Annotated in this window: 21 protein-coding genes; 6 read left to right on the forward strand and 15 right to left on the reverse strand. The window is 72.7% G+C overall.

Features of this window, described 5'->3' with window-relative positions; genetic code table 11:
* Positions 1–20: 20 nt before the first annotated feature.
* Both ACZ4MF_RS26495 and ACZ4MF_RS26500 read left to right on the forward strand, forming a co-directional pair.
* Complete coding sequence (locus ACZ4MF_RS26495) at positions 21–758, forward strand: FadR/GntR family transcriptional regulator (protein ID WP_467494414.1); 738 nt, start codon at positions 21–23, stop codon at positions 756–758.
* A gap of 54 nt (positions 759–812) precedes the next feature.
* Positions 813–1,508, forward strand: coding sequence for a gamma-glutamyl-gamma-aminobutyrate hydrolase family protein (locus ACZ4MF_RS26500; RefSeq protein ID WP_467494415.1), 696 nt, complete (start codon positions 813–815; stop codon positions 1,506–1,508).
* Here the strand turns inward: ACZ4MF_RS26500 and ACZ4MF_RS26505 are convergent.
* Complete coding sequence (locus tag ACZ4MF_RS26505) at positions 1,486–2,454, reverse strand: aminoglycoside phosphotransferase family protein (RefSeq protein WP_467494416.1); 969 nt, start codon at positions 2,452–2,454, stop codon at positions 1,486–1,488. The genes ACZ4MF_RS26500 and ACZ4MF_RS26505 overlap by 23 nt on opposite strands.
* Before the next feature lie 88 nt (positions 2,455–2,542).
* Positions 2,543–3,466 carry a LysR family transcriptional regulator gene (locus tag ACZ4MF_RS26510; RefSeq protein ID WP_467494417.1) on the reverse strand — a complete coding sequence of 308 codons (924 nt, stop codon included), beginning with the start codon at positions 3,464–3,466 and terminating at the stop codon, positions 2,543–2,545.
* Positions 3,467–3,552: 86 nt separating this feature from the next.
* Here ACZ4MF_RS26510 and ACZ4MF_RS26515 point away from each other — a divergent pair, with 86 nt between their 5' ends.
* A complete protein-coding gene (locus ACZ4MF_RS26515) occupies positions 3,553–4,719 on the forward strand; it encodes a TDT family transporter (protein ID WP_467494418.1) in 1,167 nt (388 codons plus the stop codon).
* Here the strand turns inward: ACZ4MF_RS26515 and ACZ4MF_RS26520 are convergent.
* The 4 genes from ACZ4MF_RS26520 to ACZ4MF_RS26535 all read right to left on the reverse strand — a co-directional run bounded on the left by ACZ4MF_RS26520 (position 4,631) and on the right by ACZ4MF_RS26535 (position 9,208).
* Complete coding sequence (locus tag ACZ4MF_RS26520) at positions 4,631–5,353, reverse strand: helical backbone metal receptor (RefSeq protein WP_467494419.1); 723 nt, start codon at positions 5,351–5,353, stop codon at positions 4,631–4,633. The two genes, ACZ4MF_RS26515 and ACZ4MF_RS26520, sit on opposite strands and share 89 nt — an antisense overlap.
* Positions 5,350–5,922, reverse strand: a complete 573-nt coding sequence (locus tag ACZ4MF_RS26525; RefSeq protein WP_467494420.1) for a helix-turn-helix domain-containing protein — start codon at positions 5,920–5,922, stop codon at positions 5,350–5,352. Before ACZ4MF_RS26525 ends, ACZ4MF_RS26520 begins: the two co-directional genes overlap by 4 nt.
* A gap of 372 nt (positions 5,923–6,294) precedes the next feature.
* Complete coding sequence (locus ACZ4MF_RS26530; protein WP_467494421.1) at positions 6,295–8,112, reverse strand: ABC transporter permease/substrate binding protein; 1,818 nt, start codon at positions 8,110–8,112, stop codon at positions 6,295–6,297.
* A complete protein-coding gene (locus ACZ4MF_RS26535) occupies positions 8,105–9,208 on the reverse strand; it encodes a quaternary amine ABC transporter ATP-binding protein (protein WP_467494422.1) in 1,104 nt (367 codons plus the stop codon). The genes ACZ4MF_RS26530 and ACZ4MF_RS26535 overlap by 8 nt, the downstream gene beginning before the upstream one ends.
* Before the next feature lie 141 nt (positions 9,209–9,349).
* On the opposite strand from ACZ4MF_RS26535, the gene ACZ4MF_RS26540 reads away from it, so the two are divergent.
* Both ACZ4MF_RS26540 and ACZ4MF_RS26545 read left to right on the forward strand, forming a co-directional pair.
* Positions 9,350–10,279 carry a 5'-3' exonuclease gene (locus ACZ4MF_RS26540; protein ID WP_467494560.1) on the forward strand — a complete coding sequence of 310 codons (930 nt, stop codon included), beginning with the start codon at positions 9,350–9,352 and terminating at the stop codon, positions 10,277–10,279.
* Positions 10,280–10,392: 113 nt separating this feature from the next.
* Positions 10,393–11,241, forward strand: coding sequence for a siderophore-interacting protein (locus ACZ4MF_RS26545; RefSeq protein ID WP_467494423.1), 849 nt, complete (start codon positions 10,393–10,395; stop codon positions 11,239–11,241).
* Between the two features lie 12 nt (positions 11,242–11,253).
* On the opposite strand, the gene ACZ4MF_RS26550 is transcribed toward ACZ4MF_RS26545, so the two are convergent.
* The 4 genes from ACZ4MF_RS26550 to ACZ4MF_RS26565 all read right to left on the reverse strand — a co-directional run bounded on the left by ACZ4MF_RS26550 (position 11,254) and on the right by ACZ4MF_RS26565 (position 14,819).
* Positions 11,254–12,192, reverse strand: a complete 939-nt coding sequence (locus tag ACZ4MF_RS26550) for a 5'-nucleotidase (protein WP_467494424.1) — start codon at positions 12,190–12,192, stop codon at positions 11,254–11,256.
* A gap of 37 nt (positions 12,193–12,229) precedes the next feature.
* A complete protein-coding gene (locus tag ACZ4MF_RS26555) occupies positions 12,230–13,006 on the reverse strand; it encodes an ABC transporter permease (protein WP_467494425.1) in 777 nt (258 codons plus the stop codon).
* A complete protein-coding gene (locus ACZ4MF_RS26560) occupies positions 13,003–14,019 on the reverse strand; it encodes an ATP-binding cassette domain-containing protein (protein WP_467494426.1) in 1,017 nt (338 codons plus the stop codon). The genes ACZ4MF_RS26555 and ACZ4MF_RS26560 overlap by 4 nt, the downstream gene beginning before the upstream one ends.
* A 179-nt stretch (positions 14,020–14,198) precedes the next feature.
* The gene (locus ACZ4MF_RS26565) at positions 14,199–14,819 is read right to left on the reverse strand and encodes a PadR family transcriptional regulator (protein WP_467494427.1); all 621 of its coding nucleotides are present in this window, start codon (positions 14,817–14,819) and stop codon (positions 14,199–14,201) included.
* 164 nt (positions 14,820–14,983) lie between these two features.
* Between ACZ4MF_RS26565 and ACZ4MF_RS26570 the strand changes: the two genes are divergently transcribed.
* Positions 14,984–15,919, forward strand: a complete 936-nt coding sequence (locus tag ACZ4MF_RS26570) for a pseudouridine synthase (protein ID WP_467494428.1) — start codon at positions 14,984–14,986, stop codon at positions 15,917–15,919.
* A 238-nt stretch (positions 15,920–16,157) separates the two neighbouring features.
* Here ACZ4MF_RS26570 and ACZ4MF_RS26575 read toward each other — a convergent pair whose 3' ends face one another.
* The 5 genes from ACZ4MF_RS26575 to ACZ4MF_RS26595 all read right to left on the reverse strand — a co-directional run bounded on the left by ACZ4MF_RS26575 (position 16,158) and on the right by ACZ4MF_RS26595 (position 20,816).
* Positions 16,158–17,651 (reverse strand): cytochrome P450, encoded by a 1,494-nt coding sequence (locus ACZ4MF_RS26575; protein ID WP_467494429.1) that lies wholly within the window; start codon positions 17,649–17,651, stop codon positions 16,158–16,160.
* A gap of 70 nt (positions 17,652–17,721) precedes the next feature.
* The gene (locus tag ACZ4MF_RS26580; RefSeq protein ID WP_467494430.1) at positions 17,722–18,342 is read right to left on the reverse strand and encodes a GTP-binding protein; all 621 of its coding nucleotides are present in this window, start codon (positions 18,340–18,342) and stop codon (positions 17,722–17,724) included.
* The gene (locus ACZ4MF_RS26585; RefSeq protein WP_467494431.1) at positions 18,323–18,745 is read right to left on the reverse strand and encodes a DUF742 domain-containing protein; all 423 of its coding nucleotides are present in this window, start codon (positions 18,743–18,745) and stop codon (positions 18,323–18,325) included. Before ACZ4MF_RS26585 ends, ACZ4MF_RS26580 begins: the two co-directional genes overlap by 20 nt.
* Positions 18,742–19,146 carry a roadblock/LC7 domain-containing protein gene (locus tag ACZ4MF_RS26590; protein ID WP_067046090.1) on the reverse strand — a complete coding sequence of 135 codons (405 nt, stop codon included), beginning with the start codon at positions 19,144–19,146 and terminating at the stop codon, positions 18,742–18,744. Before ACZ4MF_RS26590 ends, ACZ4MF_RS26585 begins: the two co-directional genes overlap by 4 nt.
* Positions 19,143–20,816 carry a sensor histidine kinase gene (locus ACZ4MF_RS26595; RefSeq protein ID WP_467494432.1) on the reverse strand — a complete coding sequence of 558 codons (1,674 nt, stop codon included), beginning with the start codon at positions 20,814–20,816 and terminating at the stop codon, positions 19,143–19,145. The genes ACZ4MF_RS26590 and ACZ4MF_RS26595 overlap by 4 nt, the downstream gene beginning before the upstream one ends.
* Between the last annotated feature and the right edge of the window lie 205 nt (positions 20,817–21,021).

The following is a 21,021-nucleotide window of genomic DNA, read 5'->3' on the forward strand; positions in this document are numbered from 1 at the left end:
TGGGAAGGGGGTACGGCCGGATGTCCTGGGAGAGTGACGCGCAGGGGGTGGGCGACCGGCTCGCTCCGGTACTGCGGCCGGTGCGGGCGGGCAACGGCTTCGAGGAGGCGCTGGAGCAGATCCTCCAGGTCGTGCGGCTCGGCCTGGTGCCGGGCGGGGAGCGGCTGCCGGCCGAGCGGGAGCTGGCGGAGCGGCTCGGGATCAGCCGGGTGACGCTGCGCGAGGTGCTGAAGGTGCTCCAGGACCAGGGACTGGTGGAGGCGCGGCGCGGCCGGTACGGCGGAACGTTCGTGCTGCCCCGTGCGGACGCCGGCGGCGAGGACGAACTGCGGCGGCGGATCACCGAGGTCGACATCGAGGACGTGCTGCGCTTCCGCGAGGTGCTGGAGGTGGGCGCGGCCGGCCTGTGCGCGGCGCACGGGCTGGCACGGGAGCAGGCGGACCGGCTGCGCGAGGCGCTGGCGCGCACGCACGACGCCCCGCTCGCCGACTACCGGCGCCTGGACACGCTGCTGCACCTCACGCTGGCCGAACTGTGCGGCTCCCCCTCCCTGACGGCGCAGTACGCGGCGGTGCGGGCCACGGTCAACGACCTGCTCGACTGCATCCCGCTGCTGGTGCGCAACCTGGAGCACTCCCAGCGGCAGCACACCGCGCTGGTGGAGGCGGTGCTGGACGGGGACGCGGACGGGGCTCGGGAGATGATGCGCGAGCACTGCGCCGGGACGGCCGCGCTGCTGCGGGGCTTCCTGGCGTAGCGACAGCTGGTGTAAAGGTGTGTCAGTGAACCTTTAGCGTCCAGGGAGGGCGGTATGGCGACCGTACGACCGCTGATCGGGATCAGCACGTATCTGGAGTCCGGGGCGCGCTGGGGCGTGTGGGAGCTGGACGCGGTGCTGCTGGCGGCCGGTTATCCGCGGCTGGTGCAGCGGGCCGGCGGACTGGCCTGCATGCTGCCGCCGGACGCGCCCGCGCGCGCGGCGGAGGCGGTGGCCCGGGTGGACGGGCTGGTCGTCGCCGGCGGCCCGGACGTGGACCCCGCCCGCTACGGCGCCGAGCGCTCGCCGCGCACGGGGCCGCCCGCTCCGGAGCGGGACGCCTGGGAGCTGGCGCTGATCGACGCGGCGCTGGCGGCGGGCGTGCCGCTGCTCGGGATCTGCCGGGGCATGCAGCTGCTGAACGTCGCCCTCGGCGGCACGCTCGTCCAGCATCTCGACGGGCACACGGAGGCGGTCGGCGTCTTCGGCCGCCATCCGGTCAAGCCGGTACCCGGCACGCGCTACGCCGGCATCGTCGCGGAGGAGACCGCCGTACCTACCTACCACCACCAGGCCGTCGACCGGCTCGGCCGGGGCCTGGTCGCCTCGGCGTACGCGACGGACGGCACGGTCGAGGCACTGGAACTGCCGTCGGCCGACGGGTGGGTGCTCGGGGTGCAGTGGCACCCGGAGATGGACGAGGACCCGCGGGTGATGCGGGCCCTCGTCACAGCGGCAGCCGCCGCCTGAGCCAGGCCGCCGCCGCGTCCCCCTGGGCGCGCTGGAAGGGGCGCAGCGTGGGCAGGCCGGGCGGGGACGGGTTCAGGGAGCTGCGCAGGAAGAAGCCCGTGAGAGCGGCGAGTGCGGCGGTCACGGCGTCCGGGTCGGCGGCCCGGCCCAGCGGATGCGCGGTGAACAGCTCCTCGGGATCGGGGCCGCCCTGCGCCCGCACGCACGGCAGCATGACGAGCAGGTCGAACCAGGGCGCGGCGCGCATCGCGTGCGGCCAGTCCACGAAGGCCACTTCCCCGTCGGCCGTGAGCAGCACGTTGTCCGCGCGCAGGTCGGCATGGACCAGGGTGTCCCCCGAGGCGCCCTCGGGCCAGCGGGCCTCCAGCGCGGCGAGCTCGGGCAGGCGGTCGGCGGTCCACGCGCCGAGCCGGTCGCGCACGTCGTCGACGCCGCCGGCCTCGCCGTCCAGGAGCCGGCGCCAGCCGCTGAAGGCCTCCGCCAGGTCCTCGGCGACGGGCGGGACGTCGAGCGGGCACGGGGTGCCGGTGCGGGCGAGCACGGTCACGGCGTCGAGCACCCGGCGCAGCTCGTCCGGCCGCCAGGGCACGTGCGGCTGGCGGCCCTCCACCTCCTCGAAGACCAGCGCCACCCAGGTGCCGTCGTCGTACGTCCCGAGCAGCCGGGGTGCGGGCACGGCGGCCGGAAGCGCGGCGGCGACACGGGCCTCCCTGCGGTGCAGGCCGGGGCTGTGCGGGTTGGCCTCCGCACTCACCGCCTTGACGAAGCCCGTGCCGCCCGCGGCGGTGCGCACGCGCGCGGCGACGCCGGGCGAGAAGCCGCCGTACTGCGTCTCGGCGCGCACGACCGGTGCGCCGAGCGTCTCGCCGACGGCGCGCCGGACCGAGGCCGGGAGCTCTTCCCAGGGGGTGCGGACGCCGGTGGCGGGCGGGGCGGTGAGGGTCATGCGGGTCATGCTGCCGGGCGGGTGGGGCGGCAGGCCAAGGGTTTTGCCCGCCGCGCGGTTCCCCGCACCCCTTCGGGGCGCCGCCCCCTCACCCCCGCGTCAGCGACAGCAACTCCCGTGCGGGGCCCGTCGGTCGGTGGCCCGTCGGCCAGACCGCCCGCAGATCCCGCTGCAACGAGACTCCCTCCACCGGAATGCTGACCAGTCGCCGCATCGCCAGCTCCTCCCCCACCACCAGCTCGCTGAGGACCGAGGGGCCCGCTCCGCTGACCGCCGACGCCTTGACCGCCGTGGTGGAGGACAGCTCGATCAGGGGGCGGGCGAGGCCGCCGAGTGCCGCGTCGAGGACCTGCCGGGTGCCGGAGCCCCGCTCGCGCAGGATCAGCGGGGTCTCGGCCAGCTCCCGTGCCGTGAGCGGGCGCCGGCGGCGGGCCCAGGGGTGGCCGGGGGCCGTGACGACGATCAGCCGGTCGCGGGCGATGACCGTCGCGTCCAGGCCGCTCTGCACCGTCAGCCCCTCCACGAAGCCGAGGTCCGCCTCGCCGGACAGCAGCAGTTCCGCCACCTTCGTGGAGTTGCCCGCGAGCAACGAGACGGCCGTGTCGGGGCGTTCGGCGTGCAGGGCGAGGAGCCAGCCGGGCAGCAGGTACTCGGCGATGGTCATGCTCGCCGCGACCCTGAGGCGTGAGTCCCGTCGGTCCCGCAGCGCCCGCGCGCCCGCGTCGAAGGCGGCCGCCGCCTCCACCACCCGGCGGGCCCAGTCCGTCACGAGGGCCCCGGCGTCGGTGAGCCGGGAGCCGCGCGGCGAGCGGTCGACCAGGGCCACCCCCAGCTGCCGTTCCATGGAGCGGATCCGGCTGCTGGCGGCGGGCTGGGTGATGCCGACCTCGCGTGCCGCCGCGCCGAGACTGCCCAGCCGGGCCACCGCCAGCAGCAGTTCCAGCGCGGCCAGGTCCGGCACCCGGTGCGCCAGGGACGCCGTGCGCTCGTGCCGCCCCTCCGCCTCAGCCATAAGACACCTCGCTCATAAGACCAGCTTATGCCCTCATAGCAAGGAACTCCCTGGTCAGGGGCGGATCCCAGCGGGACGGTGGGGTCATGGTCACCGCAGCCCATCCCTCGTCCGCCCCCTCCCCCCTGCCCGCCGCCCGTCTGAGGCACCTCGGCCCGAACTGGTACGCCGCCGTCATGGGCACCGCCATCGTCGGCTCGGCCGGCGTCGCGCTGCCCGGCCACGGGGCGGTGCGCAGCGGTGTGCTCGCGGGAGTCTGGGCGCTGTCCCTGCTCGCGCTGACGGCCCTGCTGGCGGCCCGCGCCCTGCACTGGACCCGCCACCGCGACCAGGCCCGGGCGCATCTGCTCGACCCCGGCATGGCGCCCTTCTACGGCTGTCTGGCCATGGGGCTGCTGGCGGTCGGCGGCGGTGCCATGACCGCCGGACAGCCGCTGATCGGCACGCGGACGGCCGTGGCGCTGGACACCGCGCTGTTCACGGCCGGTACGGCGGTCGGGCTCGTGGCGGCCGTGGCCGTGCCGTACCTGATGGCCGTACGCCATCGCGTCGAGCCCGCGCAGGCGACCCCGGTGTGGCTGCTGCCGCTGGTCGCGCCGATGGTGTCGGCCGCGCTCGGTCCGCTGCTCGTGCCCCACCTGCCGCCGGGGCAGCCCCGGGAGACCCTGCTCCTGGCCTGCTTCGCGATGTTCGGGCTGAGCCTGTTCGCGACGCTGGTGATGCTGCCGCTCGTCTTCGCCCGGGTGATCGGCCCGGACCCGCTGCCGCTCGCGCTGACCCCGACCCTGTTCCTGGTCCTGGGCCCGCTCGGGCAGTCCACGACCGCGGTCGGCAAGATCGCGGACGCGGCTCCCGGCGTCGTACCGGCCCCCTACGACCGCGGTCTCGACGTCCTCTCCGTGCTCTACGGGGTGCCTGTGATGGGCTTCGCGCTGCTGTGGCTGGCGCTCTCGGTCGCGCATGTGGCGCGGGCCCGGCGCCGGGGCATGGGGTTCGCGATGACCTGGTGGGCGTTCACCTTCCCGGTGGGCACGTGTGTCACCGGCGCCGCGGTGCTCGACCGGCACACGGGCCTCGCGTTCTACGACGCCCTCGCCGTGTGCCTGTACGCCGTGCTGGTCACCGCCTGGCTGGCCGCCGTCGCCGGGACCGTACGCGGCCTGCTCAGCGGTGAGTTGCTCGCAGCGCCTCGCCCAGCACCCGTGGCGCTTCGGCCAGCGACGGGCCGTACCACGTCAGGTGCCGTCCGCTGACCAGGGCGCAGGGCAGGCCGGGGAAGGCCTCCGGGCCGTCGTCGGCGGTGAAGCGGTAGGGCTCGTCGGGCAGCACCACCAGGTCCGGGGCCGCCGCGCGCACCTCCGCCAGGGGGACGCGGGGATAGCGGTCCGGGTGACCGGCGTGGACGTGGTCCACGCCGAGCCGGGTCAGGACGTCGCCCGCGAAGGTGTCCCGGCCGAGGACCATCCAGGGCCGGCGCCAGACCGGTACGACGGCGGTCCTGCGCCGGGCCGGCTCCGGCAGCGCGCTCCAGGCCGTCTCCGCCTCCGCCAGCCAGCGCGGGCGCGTGGGCGCACCGCACGCGGCGAGCACCCGGGCCAGCTCCGCGAAGGCCTGCGGCACCGCGCGCACCTCGGTGACCAGCACGTCCAGGCCGGCCGCGCGCAGGGCGTCGAGGTCGGGGGCGCGGTTCTCCTCCTCGTTGGCGATCACCAGGTCGGGGGCGAGGGCGATGATCCGGTCGAGGCGGGGGTTCTTCGTACCGCCGATCCGGGTGACGTCCAGGCCGGCCGGCCGGACGCACCAGTCGGTGGCGCCGACGAGGACGCCGGGCAGGGTCGCGGCGACCGCTTCGGTGAGGGACGGGACGAGGGAGACGACCCTCGTCAACGGGGCCGGTCCTGCATGGCCTCGATGTGTTCCGCCACCGCCACCACGATCACCCGGGTGTCCGGCACCGTGGCCCGCCAGCGGTGCCGTACCCCACCGGTCAGGTAGAGGGTGTCGCCGCGGCCGAGGCGGTACGCGCGGCCCTCGGCCTCGATCTCCACCGCGCCGTCGGCGACGTACATCAGCTCGTCGTTGCGGTGCTGGAACTCGCGGCCCGCCTCGTGGTCGCCGGTGATCTCGGAGGCGTGCAGCTGGTGGTGGCCGCGGACCAGGGCGCGGGTGCGGGGCTCGAAGTCGCCCTCGGTGGCCGGCTCGGCGCGCACGACGTCCACGCTGGCGGCGGGGTCGGCGGCGGCGAGGAGTTCGACGGCGGTGGTGCGCAGGGCGTCGGCCAGCTTCTCCAGGGAGGTGCGGCTCGGGCGGGCCCGGTCGTTCTCGACCTGGCTGAGGAAGGGCACGGACAGGCCGCTGCGCTCGGCCACGGCGGCGAGGGTCAGTTCCAGCGAGCGGCGGCGTCGCCGGACGGCCGCGCCCACCCGCACGGGCTGTTGCTCTTTGTGGTCGCCCATCGCTCCGGCTCCCTCCCTCGCTCGTCGTGCCGCGGACTCTTCTGATGACTTCTCTGCACCCTACGCATGTTCGGCAAACCGTTTCACGCGCCTGCCACATCCCTGTCCGGTCCGCACACCCCCGCCCTTACGGTTCACGCCAGTTTGTCGGGTTCTCCCGGCCGGTCGCGGAGGTGCCCCGGCCCATGGTGAATATGCCGACGAGCTGGGTCGGGGGCGCCGGCCCGGGCCCAGGGACGTCACCTTCCGTGATTGGCCGGATCCTTCTCGTACGCGCGTGCCCCCGCGCATGCGCGAGGGGCGGGCCCCGCCGGACGCTCGACGGCGTACGGCGGGCCCCGCCCCTCACGTGGGCGGTCCGGACCGGTCAGGTCACCCGGCCGCCCGGCTCCCGGCCCCCTGCTCGGCGACCGGGGCCCACCTGTCGACCAGGCCGGGGTGGGCGCGCAGCCAGGAGCGCACGGCGTCCTGCTCCTTGCCCTTGCCCGCCTGCTGGACCTGCGACTCCAGGCTCGTGAGCTGCTTCTCGGTCATCGAGAAGTTCTTCAGCCACTTCCCGACCTCGGGGTTGTCCCGGGTGAAGCCCTTGCGGGTCAGGGTGTGCACGCCGTCGCCCTTGCCCCAGGCGCCCTGCGGGTCCTTCAGCTTCTTCAGGTCGTAGTCGCTGTAGGCCCAGTGCGGGGACCACAGGGTGACGACGACCGGCTGCTTCCGGGCGTAGGCGCGCTTCAGCTCGGCGAGCATGGCCGGGGTGGAGCCGTCGATCACCTGGTAGGTGCCGTCGAGGCCGTACGCCTTCAGGACCTTGCTCTTGAGCAGGCTCATCTCGCCCGCGCTGGGCTCGATGCCGACGATCTTCCCGCCGAACTCGGCGGCGTGGGCCTTGAGGTCCGCCAGCGAGTTCACGTCCTTCACGTACGAGGGGACGGTCAGCTCCAGGGAGGTGGGGCCGAACCAGGAGCCGAGGTCGTCGAGCTGCTTGCCGTACTTCTTCCAGTACTCGGCGTGCGTCGTGGGCAGCCAGGAGTCGGTCTCGAAGTCGAGCTGGCCGGTGGCGAGGCCGGTGTAGAGGGGGCCGGCGGCGTACTGGGTGGTGGTGACCTTGAAGCCGCGTTCCTCCAGGATCTCCTTCCAGAGGAAGGTGGAGGCGACGCCCTCGTCCCAGGGGATGTAGCCGATCGTGATCTGCCTGCCCTTGCCGACGTTCGTGGCGGAGGCCTCCGCGGAGGAGCCGGAGGAGGGGCCGAAGATGCCGAGGCCGCCCGCGACGAGGGCGAGGACGACCACACCGGCGACGGCGACGACCGGGCGCGGGCGGTACGACCACGCGCGCGTGGGGGCCTTGGCGAGGGCCCTGCGGCCCTGCGGGGAGAGCTGGGTGCCGAGGGCGCCGGTGATCCGGTCGAGATAGATGGCGAGGACGACGATGCCGACGCCCGCCTCGAAGCCGTAGCCGATGTCGAGCTGGCCGATGGCCTCGTTGACGGCGCCGCCGAGGCCGCCGGTGCCGACCATGCCGGCGATGACGACCATGGACAGGCCCAGCATGATCACCTGGTTGACGCCGGCCATGACGGTCGGCAGGGCGAGCGGCAGCTGGACGCGGAACAGGATGTCGCGCGGTGTGGTGCCGAACGCCTCGGCGGCCTCGACCAGGTCGGCGTCGACCTGGCGGATGCCCAGCTCGGTCATGCGGACGCCGGGCGCGAGCGCGAAGATCAGGGTGGCGACGACACCGGCGGCGGTGCCGAGGCCGAAGAAGAGCATGGCCGGGATCAGCAGGACCATCGACGGCATCGTCTGGAGCAGGTCCAGGACGGGCCGCAGGGCCGCACTGACCGCCTTGGAGCGGGCGGCCCAGATGCCCAGCGGGACGGAGATCACGAGCGCGAGCACGGTCGCCACGAGCACGAGGGCGAGCGTCGACATGGCCTGGTCCCACAGCTGGAGCGAGTCGACCAGCGCGAATCCGGCGAAGGCGAGGACGCCGGCGACGAGGCCGCGCAGCCACCAGGCGAGGACGGCGAGGATGCCGGCCATGAGCAGCGGCTGGGGCGCGCCGAGGACGGCGTCGATGCCGCTGTACATGCCCTCCATGACGGCCTTGACGGCGTCGAAGAGCCAGGAGAGGTGGTCGACCAGCCAGTTGACGCCGGAGTCGACCCAGTCGCCGAGGTGGATCCTAGGCACGGCTGATCACCTTCTTCCCGTCCTTGTCGCCTTCGTCGCCGCCTTCGTTCTCGCAGGGTGTCGGCTCGGCGTCCTCGTCGCCGAGGAAGCCGACGAGGCGCCGGCGGGGCACGACGCCGACGAGGGTGCGGCGGTCCGTGCCGAGGACGGCGACCGCGTGGGGCACGCGCGCGCTGAGGGCGCACAGCTCGGTGAAGGGCGTGTCGGTCGTCGCGGTCTCGCAGGCGCAGTCGGCCTCGTCGCCGCGCAGGTCGGTGTCCATGACTGCGGCGGCGGTCAGCACGCGGGAGCGGTCGACGTCCTGGATGAAGGAGGCGACGTAGTCGTTCGCGGGGCGCAGCAGGATGTCCTCGGCGGTGCCGGTCTGCACGATCCGGCCGTCGCGCATCACGGCGATGCGGTCGCCGAGGCGCATCGCCTCGTTGAGGTCGTGCGTGATGAAGACGATGGTCTTCTTCAGGGTCTTCTGCAGTTCGAGGAGCTGGTCCTGCATGTCGCGGCGGATCAGCGGGTCCAGGGCGCTGAAGGACTCGTCCATGAGCAGCAGGTCGGCGTCGGTGGCGAGGGCGCGGGCGAGGCCCACGCGCTGTTGCATGCCGCCCGACAGCTCGTCGGGCCAGGACTTCTCCCAGCCGGCCAGGCCGCACAGGGCGAGCGCCTCGTCGGCGCGGCGCTCGCGCTCGGCGCGGGGCACGCCCTGCACTTCCAGGCCGTAGGCGGCGTTGTCGCGGACGCTGCGGTGCGGGAAGAGCGCGAAGTGCTGGAAGACCATGCTGATCTTCCTGGAGCGGACCTCGCGCAGGGCGCGGTCGGTGAGCGCGGTCAGGTCCTGGCCGTCGTAGCGCACGGTGCCCGCGGTCGGCTCCAGCAGCCCGTTGAGCATGCGCAGCAGGGTGGACTTGCCGGAGCCCGACAGACCCATGACGACGAAGATCTCGCCCTCGCCGACGCTGAACGACGCGTCGATCACGGCGGCCGTGGTGCCGTCGCCGCGCAGTTCCTCACGGTCGGCGCCCTGCCGCAGGCGCCCCACCGCCTCGTCCGGTCGTCTGCCGAACACCTTGAACAGATGCTCCGCCTCAAGCCTGGCTGACACGCGTACCTCTCGGATCGGGGACAGAACAGAAGCCGCGCCTCCCCGGTAAGGAGATGGTCAAACTTTTAAGTGGGCCACCTCACATGATCGCGATCTCCGGTGGTGTGCGGCTCGGGGTGACTGTCAGTGGTGTGCGGCATGATGCGAAGCGTGACCGGACGACTCATGCTCCTCGACACCGCATCGCTCTACTTCCGCGCCTACTTCGGCGTCCCGGACTCCGTGAAGGCCCCCGACGGCACGCCGGTGAACGCCGTGCGCGGACTGCTCGACTTCATCGACCGGCTGGTCAAGGACCACCGGCCGGATCAGCTCGTGGCCTGCATGGACGCCGACTGGCGCCCGCAGTGGCGGGTGGACCTGATCCCGACGTACAAGGCGCACCGGGTCGCCGAGGAGCACGAGGCGGGCCCGGACACCGAGGAGGTGCCGGACACCCTGGCCCCGCAGGTGCCGGTCATCGAGCACGTCCTGGACGCGATCGGGATCGCCCGGGTCGGCGTCGCGGAGTACGAGGCGGACGACGTCATCGGCACGTTCACGGCGCGCGCAGCGGGCCCGGTGGACATCGTCACCGGCGACCGCGATCTGTACCAGCTGGTGGACGACGCCCGCGGGATCCGGGTGCTGTACCCGCTGAAGGGGGTCGGCACGCTCCAGCTGACCGACGAGGCCGTGCTGCGCGAGAAGTACGGCGTCGACGGGCGGGGGTACGCGGATCTGGCCCTGCTGCGCGGCGACCCGAGCGACGGTCTGCCCGGCGTGGCCGGTATCGGCGAGAAGACGGCGGCCAAGCTGCTCGCCGAGTTCGGCGACCTGGACGCGATCATGGCGGCGCTGGACGACCCGCGGGCGAAGCTCACGCCGTCGCAGCGCAAGCGGCTCGACGAGGCCCGGCCGTACGTCGCGGTCGCGCCGAAGGTGGTGCGGGTGGCCGCCGATGTGCCGCTGCCCGACGTCGACCCGGCGCTGCCGCACGCCCCGCGCGACCCGCAGGCGCTGGAGCGGCTGGCCGAGCGGTGGGGGCTCGGCGGCTCCCTCCAGCGACTGCTGACGACGCTGGCCCGGTGACCTTGACCGAAATTTTCTGGCAAAGGGCGCTCATCGCGCTCCCGAACGAGCGGTGTGACCACAGGGCGAGGTGCTAACTTAGGTAAACCTAACCAATTCGCAGGAGGTCCGTGATGGCAGAGCGCCCGGGACGTAAGCCGCGCAAGCCCCGCACCGCCCAGGTGGTGCGCACCGAACGGCTGACCCCGCACATGCAGCGTGTGGTGCTCGGCGGCGAGGGCCTCGCCGACTTCGCGGCGGACACCTGCACCGACCACTACGTGAAGCTGCTGTTCGGCCCCGCGGGCGTGACCTACCCTGAGCCGTTCGACCTGGAGCGGATCCGCGAGGAGTTCCCCCGGGAGCAGTGGCCGGTGACCCGGACCTACACCGTGCGGGCCTTCGACCCCGAACTGCGGGAGCTGACGCTGGACTTCGTCGTCCACGGCGACGAGGGACTGGCCGGCCCCTGGGCGGCCCGCGTGCGGCCCGGCGAGACGGTGCGCTTCACGGGCCCCGGCGGCGCCTACGCCCCCGACCCGGAGGCCGACTGGCATCTGCTCGCCGGTGACGAGAGCGCGCTGCCCGCGATCGCCCGGGCCCTGGAGTCGCTGCCCGCCGGTTCCCGCGCGCATGTCTTCGTGGAGGTCTCCGGCCCCGAGGAGGAGCAGAAGATCGACTCCGACGCGGCGGTCGTCTGGGTGCACCGCGGGGGCCGCCCGGTCGGTGAGGCCCTGGTCGCGGCCGTACGGGGCCTGGACTTCCCGGAGGGCCGGCTGCACGCGTTCGTGCACGGCGAGGCGGGCTTCGTGAAGGAGTTGCGCCGGCTGCTGCGGGTCGAGAAGCAGATCCCGCGCGAGGACCTGTCGATCTCCGGCTACTGGCGCCTCGGCCACAACGAGGACGGCTGGCAGGCCTCCAAGCGCGACTGGAACGCCCGCATCGAGGCCGAGCAGGAGGGCGGCGCGGCGGCGGCCGCGTAGTGCCCCGCGCGCTCAGGGTGCCGTCCCGTTGAGCCTGCCGAACGGGATGTGCACGCTGGGCGTGGTCCGTGACGTGCTCTCCAGGTGGGTCACCTGGTCGTCGAAGAAGATGTGCGGCCGGAGCACCTTCAGGACCGCGCCCTTCTCGATCCCGCCGAGGAAGAAGGCGTCGTTGACCCGCACGCCCCACTGCTTCAGGCTCCGTACGGCCCGCTCGTGCGCCGGTGCGGCGCGCGCGGTCACGAGCGAGACGTGCACCCGGCTCGGGGAGTCCGGGTCGGTCCGGCGCCGTTCCTCCTCCCGCCGCTGTATCCGGTTCACGCCGGCCAGGAAGTCGCGCAGCGGGCCCGGGTCGTGCGGGGTCGCCGCGTTGCGGGTCTCGTGCTCGCGGAACTCCTCCAGTCCGCCGGACTGGTAGATCTGTTCGGCGGCGTCGCCGGCGAGCACCCCGTCGAAGTCGAACGCGATCCGCAGCTCCCCGTCCGCGGGGTCGTCCGCGTACGACGATCCGAGCACATGCCCGGCCGGCAGTCCGGCGGCGACCGCCTCGCGCACGTCGGCGCCGTTCGCCGACAGGAACAGGGACATGTTCAGCGCGGTGACGAACGCGTACGGGGCTCTTCCCTGCATGAACACGGCCCGGGTGATGGGCAGTTCACGGGCCTGGATCGAGCGCATGACGCGCAGCCCGGTGTCGGGGTCGTTGCGGGAGAGGATGATGACCTCGACGAGCGGATCGCCCGGCTCGCCGAGGTCGTTGAGCGACAGCAGCCTGCGGATGAACGCGAACGCGACGCCGGGCCGGAGCGTGTCGTCCACGTGCGCTTCCTGGTAGGCCCGGTAGGCCTCCTCGCCCTGCTCGCGGAAGACGGCGTCCGACTCCCGTAGATCGAACAGGGCGCTGGAGGCGACACCGACGACGAGTCGGTCCGCGAGATCGTAGGGCGCCATGCCCTTCATCTTCACACCGGCCGGCTCCCGGAAACCGTCACACCGACCGCTGGTAGGTGCGGACGGTACGGATCGACAGCCACACCGCCGCGACCGCGAGGGCGAGCAGCGCGCCGCCCCGGCCGAGCACGGCGCCCCAGTGAGGGTGCTCGGACATCGCCGAACGGCCCGCCACCATGGCCCAGTTGACGGGGTTGAAGTCGGCGATGTGCCGCATCCAGCCGGGCATCTGGGCCGGTGCCATGAAGGCGCTGGAGAGGAAGGTCAGCGGCAGCAGCAGGAAGGTGTTGATGCCGATGATGGACTCCCGTTCGCGCACGATCATGCCGAGCGCGTTGGACAGCGCCCCGAAGACCGTGCCGAGCAGGACGGAGGCGAGCACGAGGATCGCGATGCCGCCGACGCCGCCGGGGTAGTCCGCGCCGCCGAGCAGGCCGAGCAGCACGATGACCACCGACTGGAACGCGGTGACCAGGCCGTTGTTGACGACGTTGCCGTTCATCAGCGCGGCCCGGCTGACCGGGGTGGTCAGAAAGCGGTCGAGGGTGCCGCGCTGGATCTCCTCCAGCGTGCCCATCCCGGCCCACATGTTGGCGCCGAGGGCGCTCATCACGACCACGCCCGGCACCAGGTAGTCCAGGTAGGAGCCGGTGCCGAAGCCGCCCAGCCGGACGACCTTCTTGAAGAGGTTGCCGAACAGGAACAGCCAGATCACCGGCTGGATCAGCGTGATGACCGCGTAGGCGGGCTGCCGGGCGAACACCCGCAGCTGACGCTGGGTCATGTACCAGGTCTGGGTGACGGCGGTGCTCATCGCACACCTCCCGCGAGGCCCACGAGCGGCGCGTCGGCCCCGGTCCCGGCCCCGGCGTACTGGCGGCCGGCGTGCCGGAGGTAGACGTCGTCCAGCGACGGCCGGGCGACGGTGGCCGAGGCGACGCCCACCCCGGCGCGGTCCAGCGCGGCGAGCAGGGCGGGCACCGAGGCCGCCCCGTCGTCGGCGCGCACGCTGATCCGGTGCCCCTCGCACAGCACCTCGTGCACGCCGGGTACGGCCGTCAGGGCGGCCGTGAGCAGGGTGCGGCCACCCTCGCCGAGCGGCTCGCGCAGCTCCACGTGGACGGCGTCCCCGCGCAGTTCGCCCTTCAGGGCGTCCGGGGTGCCCTCGACCACGACCCTCCCCCGGTCCACGATCGCGACACGCTCGGCGAGCCGGTCGGCCTCCTCCAGATAGTGGGTGGTGAGCAGGATCGTCAGTCCCTCCTCGCCGGCCAGCCGGCCGACCTCCTCCCACATCGCGGCGCGCGCCTCGGGGTCCAGCCCCGTGGTCGGCTCGTCGAGGAAGAGCACCTCGGGCCGGTGCACCAGCCCGAGGGCCACGTCCAGGCGGCGGCGCATGCCACCGGAGTAGCCCTTGACCGGGCGGCGCGCCGCGTCGGCGAGGGTGAACCGCTCCAGCAGCTCGTCCACCCGGCGCTCCAGCGCGCTGCCGCGCAATCCGTAGAGCCTGCCCTGGAGTCGGAGGTTCTCCCGGCCCGTCGCGACCGGGTCGGCGCCGGAGTGCTGGGCGACCACGCCGATCGCGCGGCGCACCCGGTCGGGGTGGCGCAGCACGTCGTGCCCGGCGACCGTGGCGGTGCCGGAGTCGGGGCGGGCCAGGGTGGTGAGGATCTTGACGGTGGTGGACTTGCCGGCGCCGTTGGGGCCGAGCAGTCCGAAGACGGTGCCGGGTGCCACGGTGATGTCCATGCCGCCGAGCGCGGTGACATCAGCGGGATAGGTCTTGATCAGCTGACGCGCCTCGACCGCGGGCGCACGGGTGTTCATGACGACTGCTCTCCTGACTGAGCGGATGTGGAAGATCCGCGTGCGAGAGCGCCGGGCTATCCTGGGTGTGCCGCACCTCGATCGCCCGGAGCCGCCGCACGGCGGGTCCGTCTCGGGGTTCGAGACCCCGGCGGAGCTGCTGCAACAGCCCGTCGGGGTCGTTCTTCTCAGCTGAGTTCTCAGGTGAGTTCCGCGGGCGGCTCCCCGGTTTCATGGAAGTGCCGCCATGCTTCGACGCCGGGCAGTGAGCCGTTCCTGATCTCCTCCAGGAAGCCGCGGACCCACTCCGCCTGCGCGAGGGTCATGTGCAACTGGTACTCGCTCTCCACGAGGAAGAGCCTCGGCAGCGTCTCGTACAGCTTCTCCAGCCCTCCCCGCGCCGCCGCGGCCTGGTACTCCAGGGCCGCCAGCCGCTCCTCCAGCAGCCGCACCACCTCGTCGGGGTGCAGCGCGCCCACGAGGGACAGGGCGCTCGCGAAGATCGGGTACTCCTTCGCCGGGACGGCCATGAGGTCCGACAACCACTCGGTCATCTCCGCACGGCCGGCCTCGGTGAGCCCGTACACCGTGCGCTCGGGGCGGTTGCCCTGCCGCTCCACGTCGGTCACCTCGACGAAACCGTGCTTTTCGAGGTTCTGCACGACCGTGTAGAGCGAGCCGTAGTTGATCTTCGTGCTGGTGTCCTTTCCCTGGCGGCGCAGGGTCTGGGCGATCTCGTACGGATGCATCGGCTTCTGCCAGAGGGTCACCAGGACGGCGAGCGCCAGCGGATTGCCGAGCTTGCGACGCTTCCCGGCCATGACACCCCCTCGGAGCCCTCGATATCGAATATCCGCAGACGAACATATCGCGTATGCATCGCGATGGTCAATGCATGCGATGTATCGCGTTCGACTTCAGGGATGCGGAAGGGTGCCCGCGCCTGTGCCCGCCAGGGGCCGCTCACCTCGTACCCTTGACCCCGATGAGACGCCGTACCCCGCCCCCGCCCGCCCCGCTCCCCCAGCGCGACGGGGTGGATCCCGTACGGGTCCGGCTGCCGCACGACGGAGCGTGGGCCACCGTGCGGGAGCATCTGGTGGCGCGGCTGACGGGGGCCGGGCCCGGGACGGTCGAGGGCATGTTCGCCGCGGGGCTGATCGTCGGCGCCGACGGGCGCGCGGTGGCGCCGGACGCGCCCTACCGGCCCGGTATGTTCGTGTGGTTCCACCGCGAACTGCCCGCGGAGGTGCCGGTGCCGTTCCCGGTGGAGGTGGTGTACCGGGACGCGCACATCGTCGTCGCCGACAAGCCGCACTTCCTCGCCACGACACCGCGCGGCTCGCACATCGCCGAGACCGCGCTGGCCCGACTGCGCCGCCAGCTGGACCTCCCGACGCTGGGCGCCGCACACCGCCTGGACCGGCTGACGGCGGGGCTGGTGCTGTTCACCGTACGGCCCGAGGAGCGCGGCGCGTACCAGAACCTGTTCCGGGACCGGCGGGTGCGCAAGGAGTACGAGGCCGTCGCGCCGTACGACCCCGGACTGGCCCTCCCCCGCACCGTGCGCAGCCGGATCGTGAAGGAGCCCGGGGTGCAGGCCGCCCGCGAGGTCGAGGGCGAGCCGAACGCCGAGACGTATGTGGAACTGGTCGCGCACCGAGGCGGATTGGCCCGCTACCGGCTGCTGCCGGCCACCGGCCAGACCCACCAGCTGCGCGTCCACCTGAACGCCCTCGGCATACCCATCCTCGGCGACCCGCTCTACCCCGAGGTGACCGCCCCGGTCCCGCCCGACGACTTCGGCCGCCCCCTGCAACTGCTCGCACGGCGGCTGGAGTTCAGGGACCCGGTGACGGGCGTGGAGCACGCGTTCGCGAGCGGACGCGTGCTCGACACGCTGGTGCAGAGCGCCCCGTAGAACCGCTACTCCCCCCGCCACCACCTCAGCAGCCGCCGCAGGATCCCCCGCTGCCGCACCGGCTCGGGCGCCGCAGGCGCAGCCACGGGCTCGGGGGCGACGGGGCGCGGGGCGGGCGGCGGGCGGCGGGCGGCGGGCGGCGGGCGGCGGGCGGCGGTGGCACGGTCGCCGGCGCCGTGCGCAACGCAACGAACCGGCAGACCCGGGAGGACCGACCCCGACGTCCCCCTACGCGCCCCTACTCCCCCCGCCACCACCTCAGCAGCCGCCGCCAGACCCCCCGCTTCCGCACCGGCTCGGGCGCCGCAGGCGCAGGCACGGGCTCGGGGGCGACGGGGCGCGGGGCGGGCGGCGGTGGCGCGGTCGCCGGCGCCGGGTCCGTGTGCAGCGTACCGACCTGCCAGCCGGAGCGCGGTGCCGAGACCGCCATCGGCCGCGGCGGCAGCCCGACGTCCTGCTGCGGCTTCGGCTCGAAGCGGACGGGCAGGGCGACCAGATGCCGGGAGGCGATGGAGGACCGCCAGCTCAGCTCGTCCTCCGGGCAGTCCAGCTGCACGTCGGGCAGCCGCATCAGCAGCGCGTCCACGCCGACGTCGGCGATGGCACGGCCGATGTCCTGGCCGGGGCACTCGTGCGGGCCGCCGCCGAAGGCGAGATGCGAGCGGTTGCCCTGCATGCTCGCGGACAGGTCGGGGCGGATCCGCGGGTCGAGGTTGCCCGGCGCGGGCGCGAAGAGCAGCCCGTCGCCCTTGCGGATGCGCTGTCCGCCCAGCTCGGTGTCCTGCTTGGCGTAGTACGCGAGGACGGTGCTGAACGGCGGCTCGTCCCACAGGGACTGCTCGATCGCCTCCGGCACGGTCATCTGGCCGCCGCTGAGCTGGGCGCGGAAGCCCGGCTCGGTCAGGACCATGCGCAGCGCGTTGGCGAGGAGGTTCGCGGTGGCCTCGTAGGCCGCGAAGAGGACGAGCCGCAGGTGTTCGCGGACCTCGTCGTCGGTGAGTCCGGCGGGGTGGGTGACGAGGTGGCTGGTGAAGTCGTCCTCGGGCCGGGCCCGGCGCCGGGCGGTGAGCCGGCTCAGCGCCTCCATGACGTAGGTGTGGCTCTGGATGGCGGTCTCGGTGCCCTTCAGGGCGTCCCGGGCGGCCTGCACCATCCGGTCGTTGTACTCCTCGGACATGCCGAGGATCTCGCACATGACGGCCATCGGCAGATGCTCGGCGAACTGGGAGACCAGGTCGGCCCGGCCGCGTTCGCAGAACCTGTTGACCAGTTCCTGGGTGTAGCGGCCGATGTGCCGGCGCAGGCTGCGGTGCTCGATGGTCTCCATGGCCGCGGTGACCGCCGCCCGCAGCCGCTGGTGCTCGTCGCCCTCGGCGTGGGAGCAGATCGGCTGCCAGGCGATGTGCGGCATGAGCGGATGGTCGGGCTTGACGGTGCCCTCGGCCAGCGGGGTCCAGATCCGGCTGTCGCGGGTGAACACGGAGGAACTGCGGACCAGGTGGAGGTTCTCGGCGTGGCCGAGGACCACCCACATCGGCACGTCGTCGTGCAGCAGCGCGGGTGCCACGGAGCCGTGCTCCTCGCGCAGGCGTTCGTAGAGGTCGCCCAGTTCCTCCGCGTCGGGGCCGTAGAGGCGGTGCAGCGCACCGGGGCCGCGGCCGTGCGCGGGGCAGCCGGGAGGGGGGCTGGAGAAGGGATCGGTGCCGGTCAGGGACGTGGGTTCAGACGTCACGGTGTCGCTCCGGAACGGAAAAAGGGGTGTGAGGGCCGACAAAGGTGTGGTGGGGGCGGTGGCCCGCGGGTCAGGCGGGGGCGCGGGACAGGGCGATGGAGTGCAGGAAGCGCATCAGGGTCAGCAGCACGTCCTTGCTGGAGGCCCGGCGCCGTACGTCGCACTCGATGATCGGGATCTCCGGCGCCAGGTCGAGTGCGGTGCGCAGTTCCTCGACCGCGTAACGCGGCGCGTCCGGGAAGGAGTTGATGGCGATGACGAAGGGCACGCCGCGCTCTTCCAGCCGGTCCATGACGTCGAAGCTGACCTCCAGGCGCCGGGTGTCGACCAGGACGACGGCGCCGAGCGCACCCTCGAACAGGCCGTTCCACAGGAACCAGAAGCGCTCCTGGCCGGGGGTGCCGAACAGGTAGAGCACCAGTTGGTCGGTGATGCCGATGCGGCCGAAGTCCATGGCCACGGTGGTGGCCGTCTTCGAGTCGGAGCCGTAGTTGTCGTCCACGCCGATGCCGGCCTGGGTCATGGTCTCCTCGGTGGTCAGCGGTCTGATCTCGCTGACGGAACCGACCATGGTGGTCTTGCCGACGCCGAAGCCGCCCACGATCACGATCTTCACCGCCGCCTGGGTGGTGTGCGGCAGATGATCCTCGGTGCGTGGGCCGGGGATGGTGTCAGAGCCGTTGAAGTCCATGCATCACCGCTTCGAGGAGTGAACGGTCGGGGAGCGCCTGGCGGACGATCGGGGCGCGCGCCTGCACCAGTTCGGCCGTGATCAGCTCGGTGATCAGTACGGTCATCGCGCTGAACGGCAGGTTCAGATAGGCCGACAGCTCGGCCACGGACAGGGGGGCGACGCACAGCCGCAACACCGCCGTGTGCTCCGGCGAGGCGCCCGGCTGCGGTGCGGAGCGCGCCACGATCAACGTCACGAGGTCGAGTTCGGCGCGTGCGCCGTCCTCGGCTTCGGCGAAGGCGTACAGCCGTTCGGGGTTCCTGGGCTCGGCCTGGCCGTCCGGCGCACCGGGGGCGGGCGGCGTCGGTTGCGGGGGTGGCGGCGGTTGCGGCCGGCGCCGTTTGCGTCGTGGAGGAGTCATACGGTCTGCCCGTTCCGCCGGGGCGGACTGGTGAGGTGGGCGCCGATCCGGACGACGAGGTCACGCATCATGCCGCTCATCCGGCCGGGTTCGCAGGTCACGTCGGCGAGTACGGCGAGGTAGGCGTTGTCGCCGGCGTTCATGAGGTAGAAGTAGCCGCCCTCGATCTCGAAGACGACGACCTTCATGTCACCGGCGCCGGGCAGCTCCTGGATGATGGCGCCCGCCAGGCTCTGCACGCCCGCGCAGGCGGCGGCCACCCGGTCGGCGGCGTCGGGGTCGCCGCCGTAGCGGGCGATGCGCAGTCCGTCTGCGGAGAGGACCACGATCATCTCGATGCCCGGCACGCCGTCGTTGAGCTGCTTGAGCATCCAGTCGATGTTGCCTCGCTGCTGGATCACTTGAGGTCCCCCTCGTCATAGGCCTCGGTGGCGCCCTCGGCGGGCTCGTCCGCGTAGTCGTTGAGCAGGTGCACGTACTTTTCCGGGTGCCTCGTGAAGTCGGTGAGTTCGGGGCCGGTGGCGTCCTCGGGCATGCCCTGGCGCAGGCCGTTCCAGAAGTCCTCGATCCCCTGGCCGATCGGCCGCTCCCGGAGCTTCTTGATCTCGGGGTCCAGCTCGGGCTCGGGCTCCGGTTCACGCTTGGCCTGCGACCAGATGGTCGGCCTGCCCTCACGCTCGGCGCGCTCGATCTCGGCCTGTTCGGCGTACCGCTGGCTCAGCGGGGTCTTCACCTTGCTGCGGCGCTGCGGCAGACCGCCGGCCGTCCACTCGGTGACGATGGGGACGTCGTCCTCCATGGAGATCCCGGCGGGGATCTTGGGGCTGGTCGGGCGGCGCTTCTTGGGCCGGCGCTTCGGGCCCTCCACCGCGCCGAGTTCGGGCTTGGGGATACCGGTGGCGCCGATGCCGTGGGCGGCGCCCACGCCGGGCTCGGTGGTCGTCATGACACGCGGGACGATGAGGATCGCCCGGACGCCGCCGTAGGCGGAGGCGCGCAGCGAGACCTCCATGTCGAACATCTTGCACAGCCGGCCCACGACGGCGAGGCCGAGGCGCGGGTTCTCGCCGAGGTTGTGCGCGTCGTCGCCGTTCTTGGCGTCCTCGATCATCCGCTCGATACGGACGCGGCCTTCCTCGCTGAGGCTGACGCCGGCGTCCTCGATCTCGATGACGATGCCGGTCTGCACCTCGGTGGCGGTGACGTGCACCTTCGTCGAGGGCGGCGAATAGCGGGTGGCGTTGTCGAGGAGCTCCGCGGCGGCGTGGATGACCGGCTCGACGGCGGTGCCCTTGATGTTGATGTTGACGATGGAGTTCAGCTGGATGCGGCGGTACTCCAGGATGCGCGACATGGCGCCGCGCAGCGTGCTGTAGAGGGAGACCGGCAGCGGCCACTGACGGCCCGGCCGGCCGCCGCCGAGGACGGAGATGGTGTCGGCGAGCCGGCCGATCAGCGAGGTGCCGTGGTCGATGCGCAGCAGGTCGTCGAAGACCTCGGCGCTGCGGCCGTGGTCCTCCTCCATCTCCCGGAGTTCCTTGGACTGCTGGTGGACGATGGCCTGGACGCGGCGGGCGATGGTCACGAAGGAGCGCTCGGTCGCGTCACGCATCGAGATCTCGTGGTCGGCGCCGCGCAGCCCGACCCGGAACATCTCGCGGTACATCGGAGGCAGCGCCCGCAGGTCGGGGTCGGCGTCGTAGACGTTGGCCAGCACGGTGCGCAGCGGGGCGCCCGCGCGCAGGTGCAGCAGACCGGTGGGGATGACGTCCGTGGCGAACTTCTCGATCAACTGGTCCTGCGCGGCGATCCGATGTTCCAGATACGCGGTGTGACGGGCGTGCTCGGCCTGTTCCGCGCGGAGCCTGCGGCCGCGCCGGGCGGCCTCCGCGCCCAGGGCGAGGACCAGGAGCAGGGCCAGGGCCCCGACCGCGCCGGCGACGAGCCGGGCGGACTGTGGCGCCAGGGCTACCGCCGCCCCGGTCGCGGCGGCCATCAATATGGCCGGCGGCAACAGCACGCGCGCATAGGGACGTTCACGGCGACCGGGCGGCTTCTGAACACTCACCATGGATGCCTTCTGAGACGAATCGGCTGGGTGTCGGAGGTGCTTGTGGGGGGAAGGTTCATGGAACTGTGGGGATCTATCACCTGTTTGGGAACAAGCGCGCGAATTACCTCAACTCGGTGCGCCGCGGGCGAGCTTAGTCCGACCGGATCATCGCCGTGTCATATTCAGCAAGCACCTGAAATCGCCCTCGCAACAGGAGTACGCT

It is taken from the genome of Streptomyces sp. NPDC025793, from assembly GCF_055558375.1.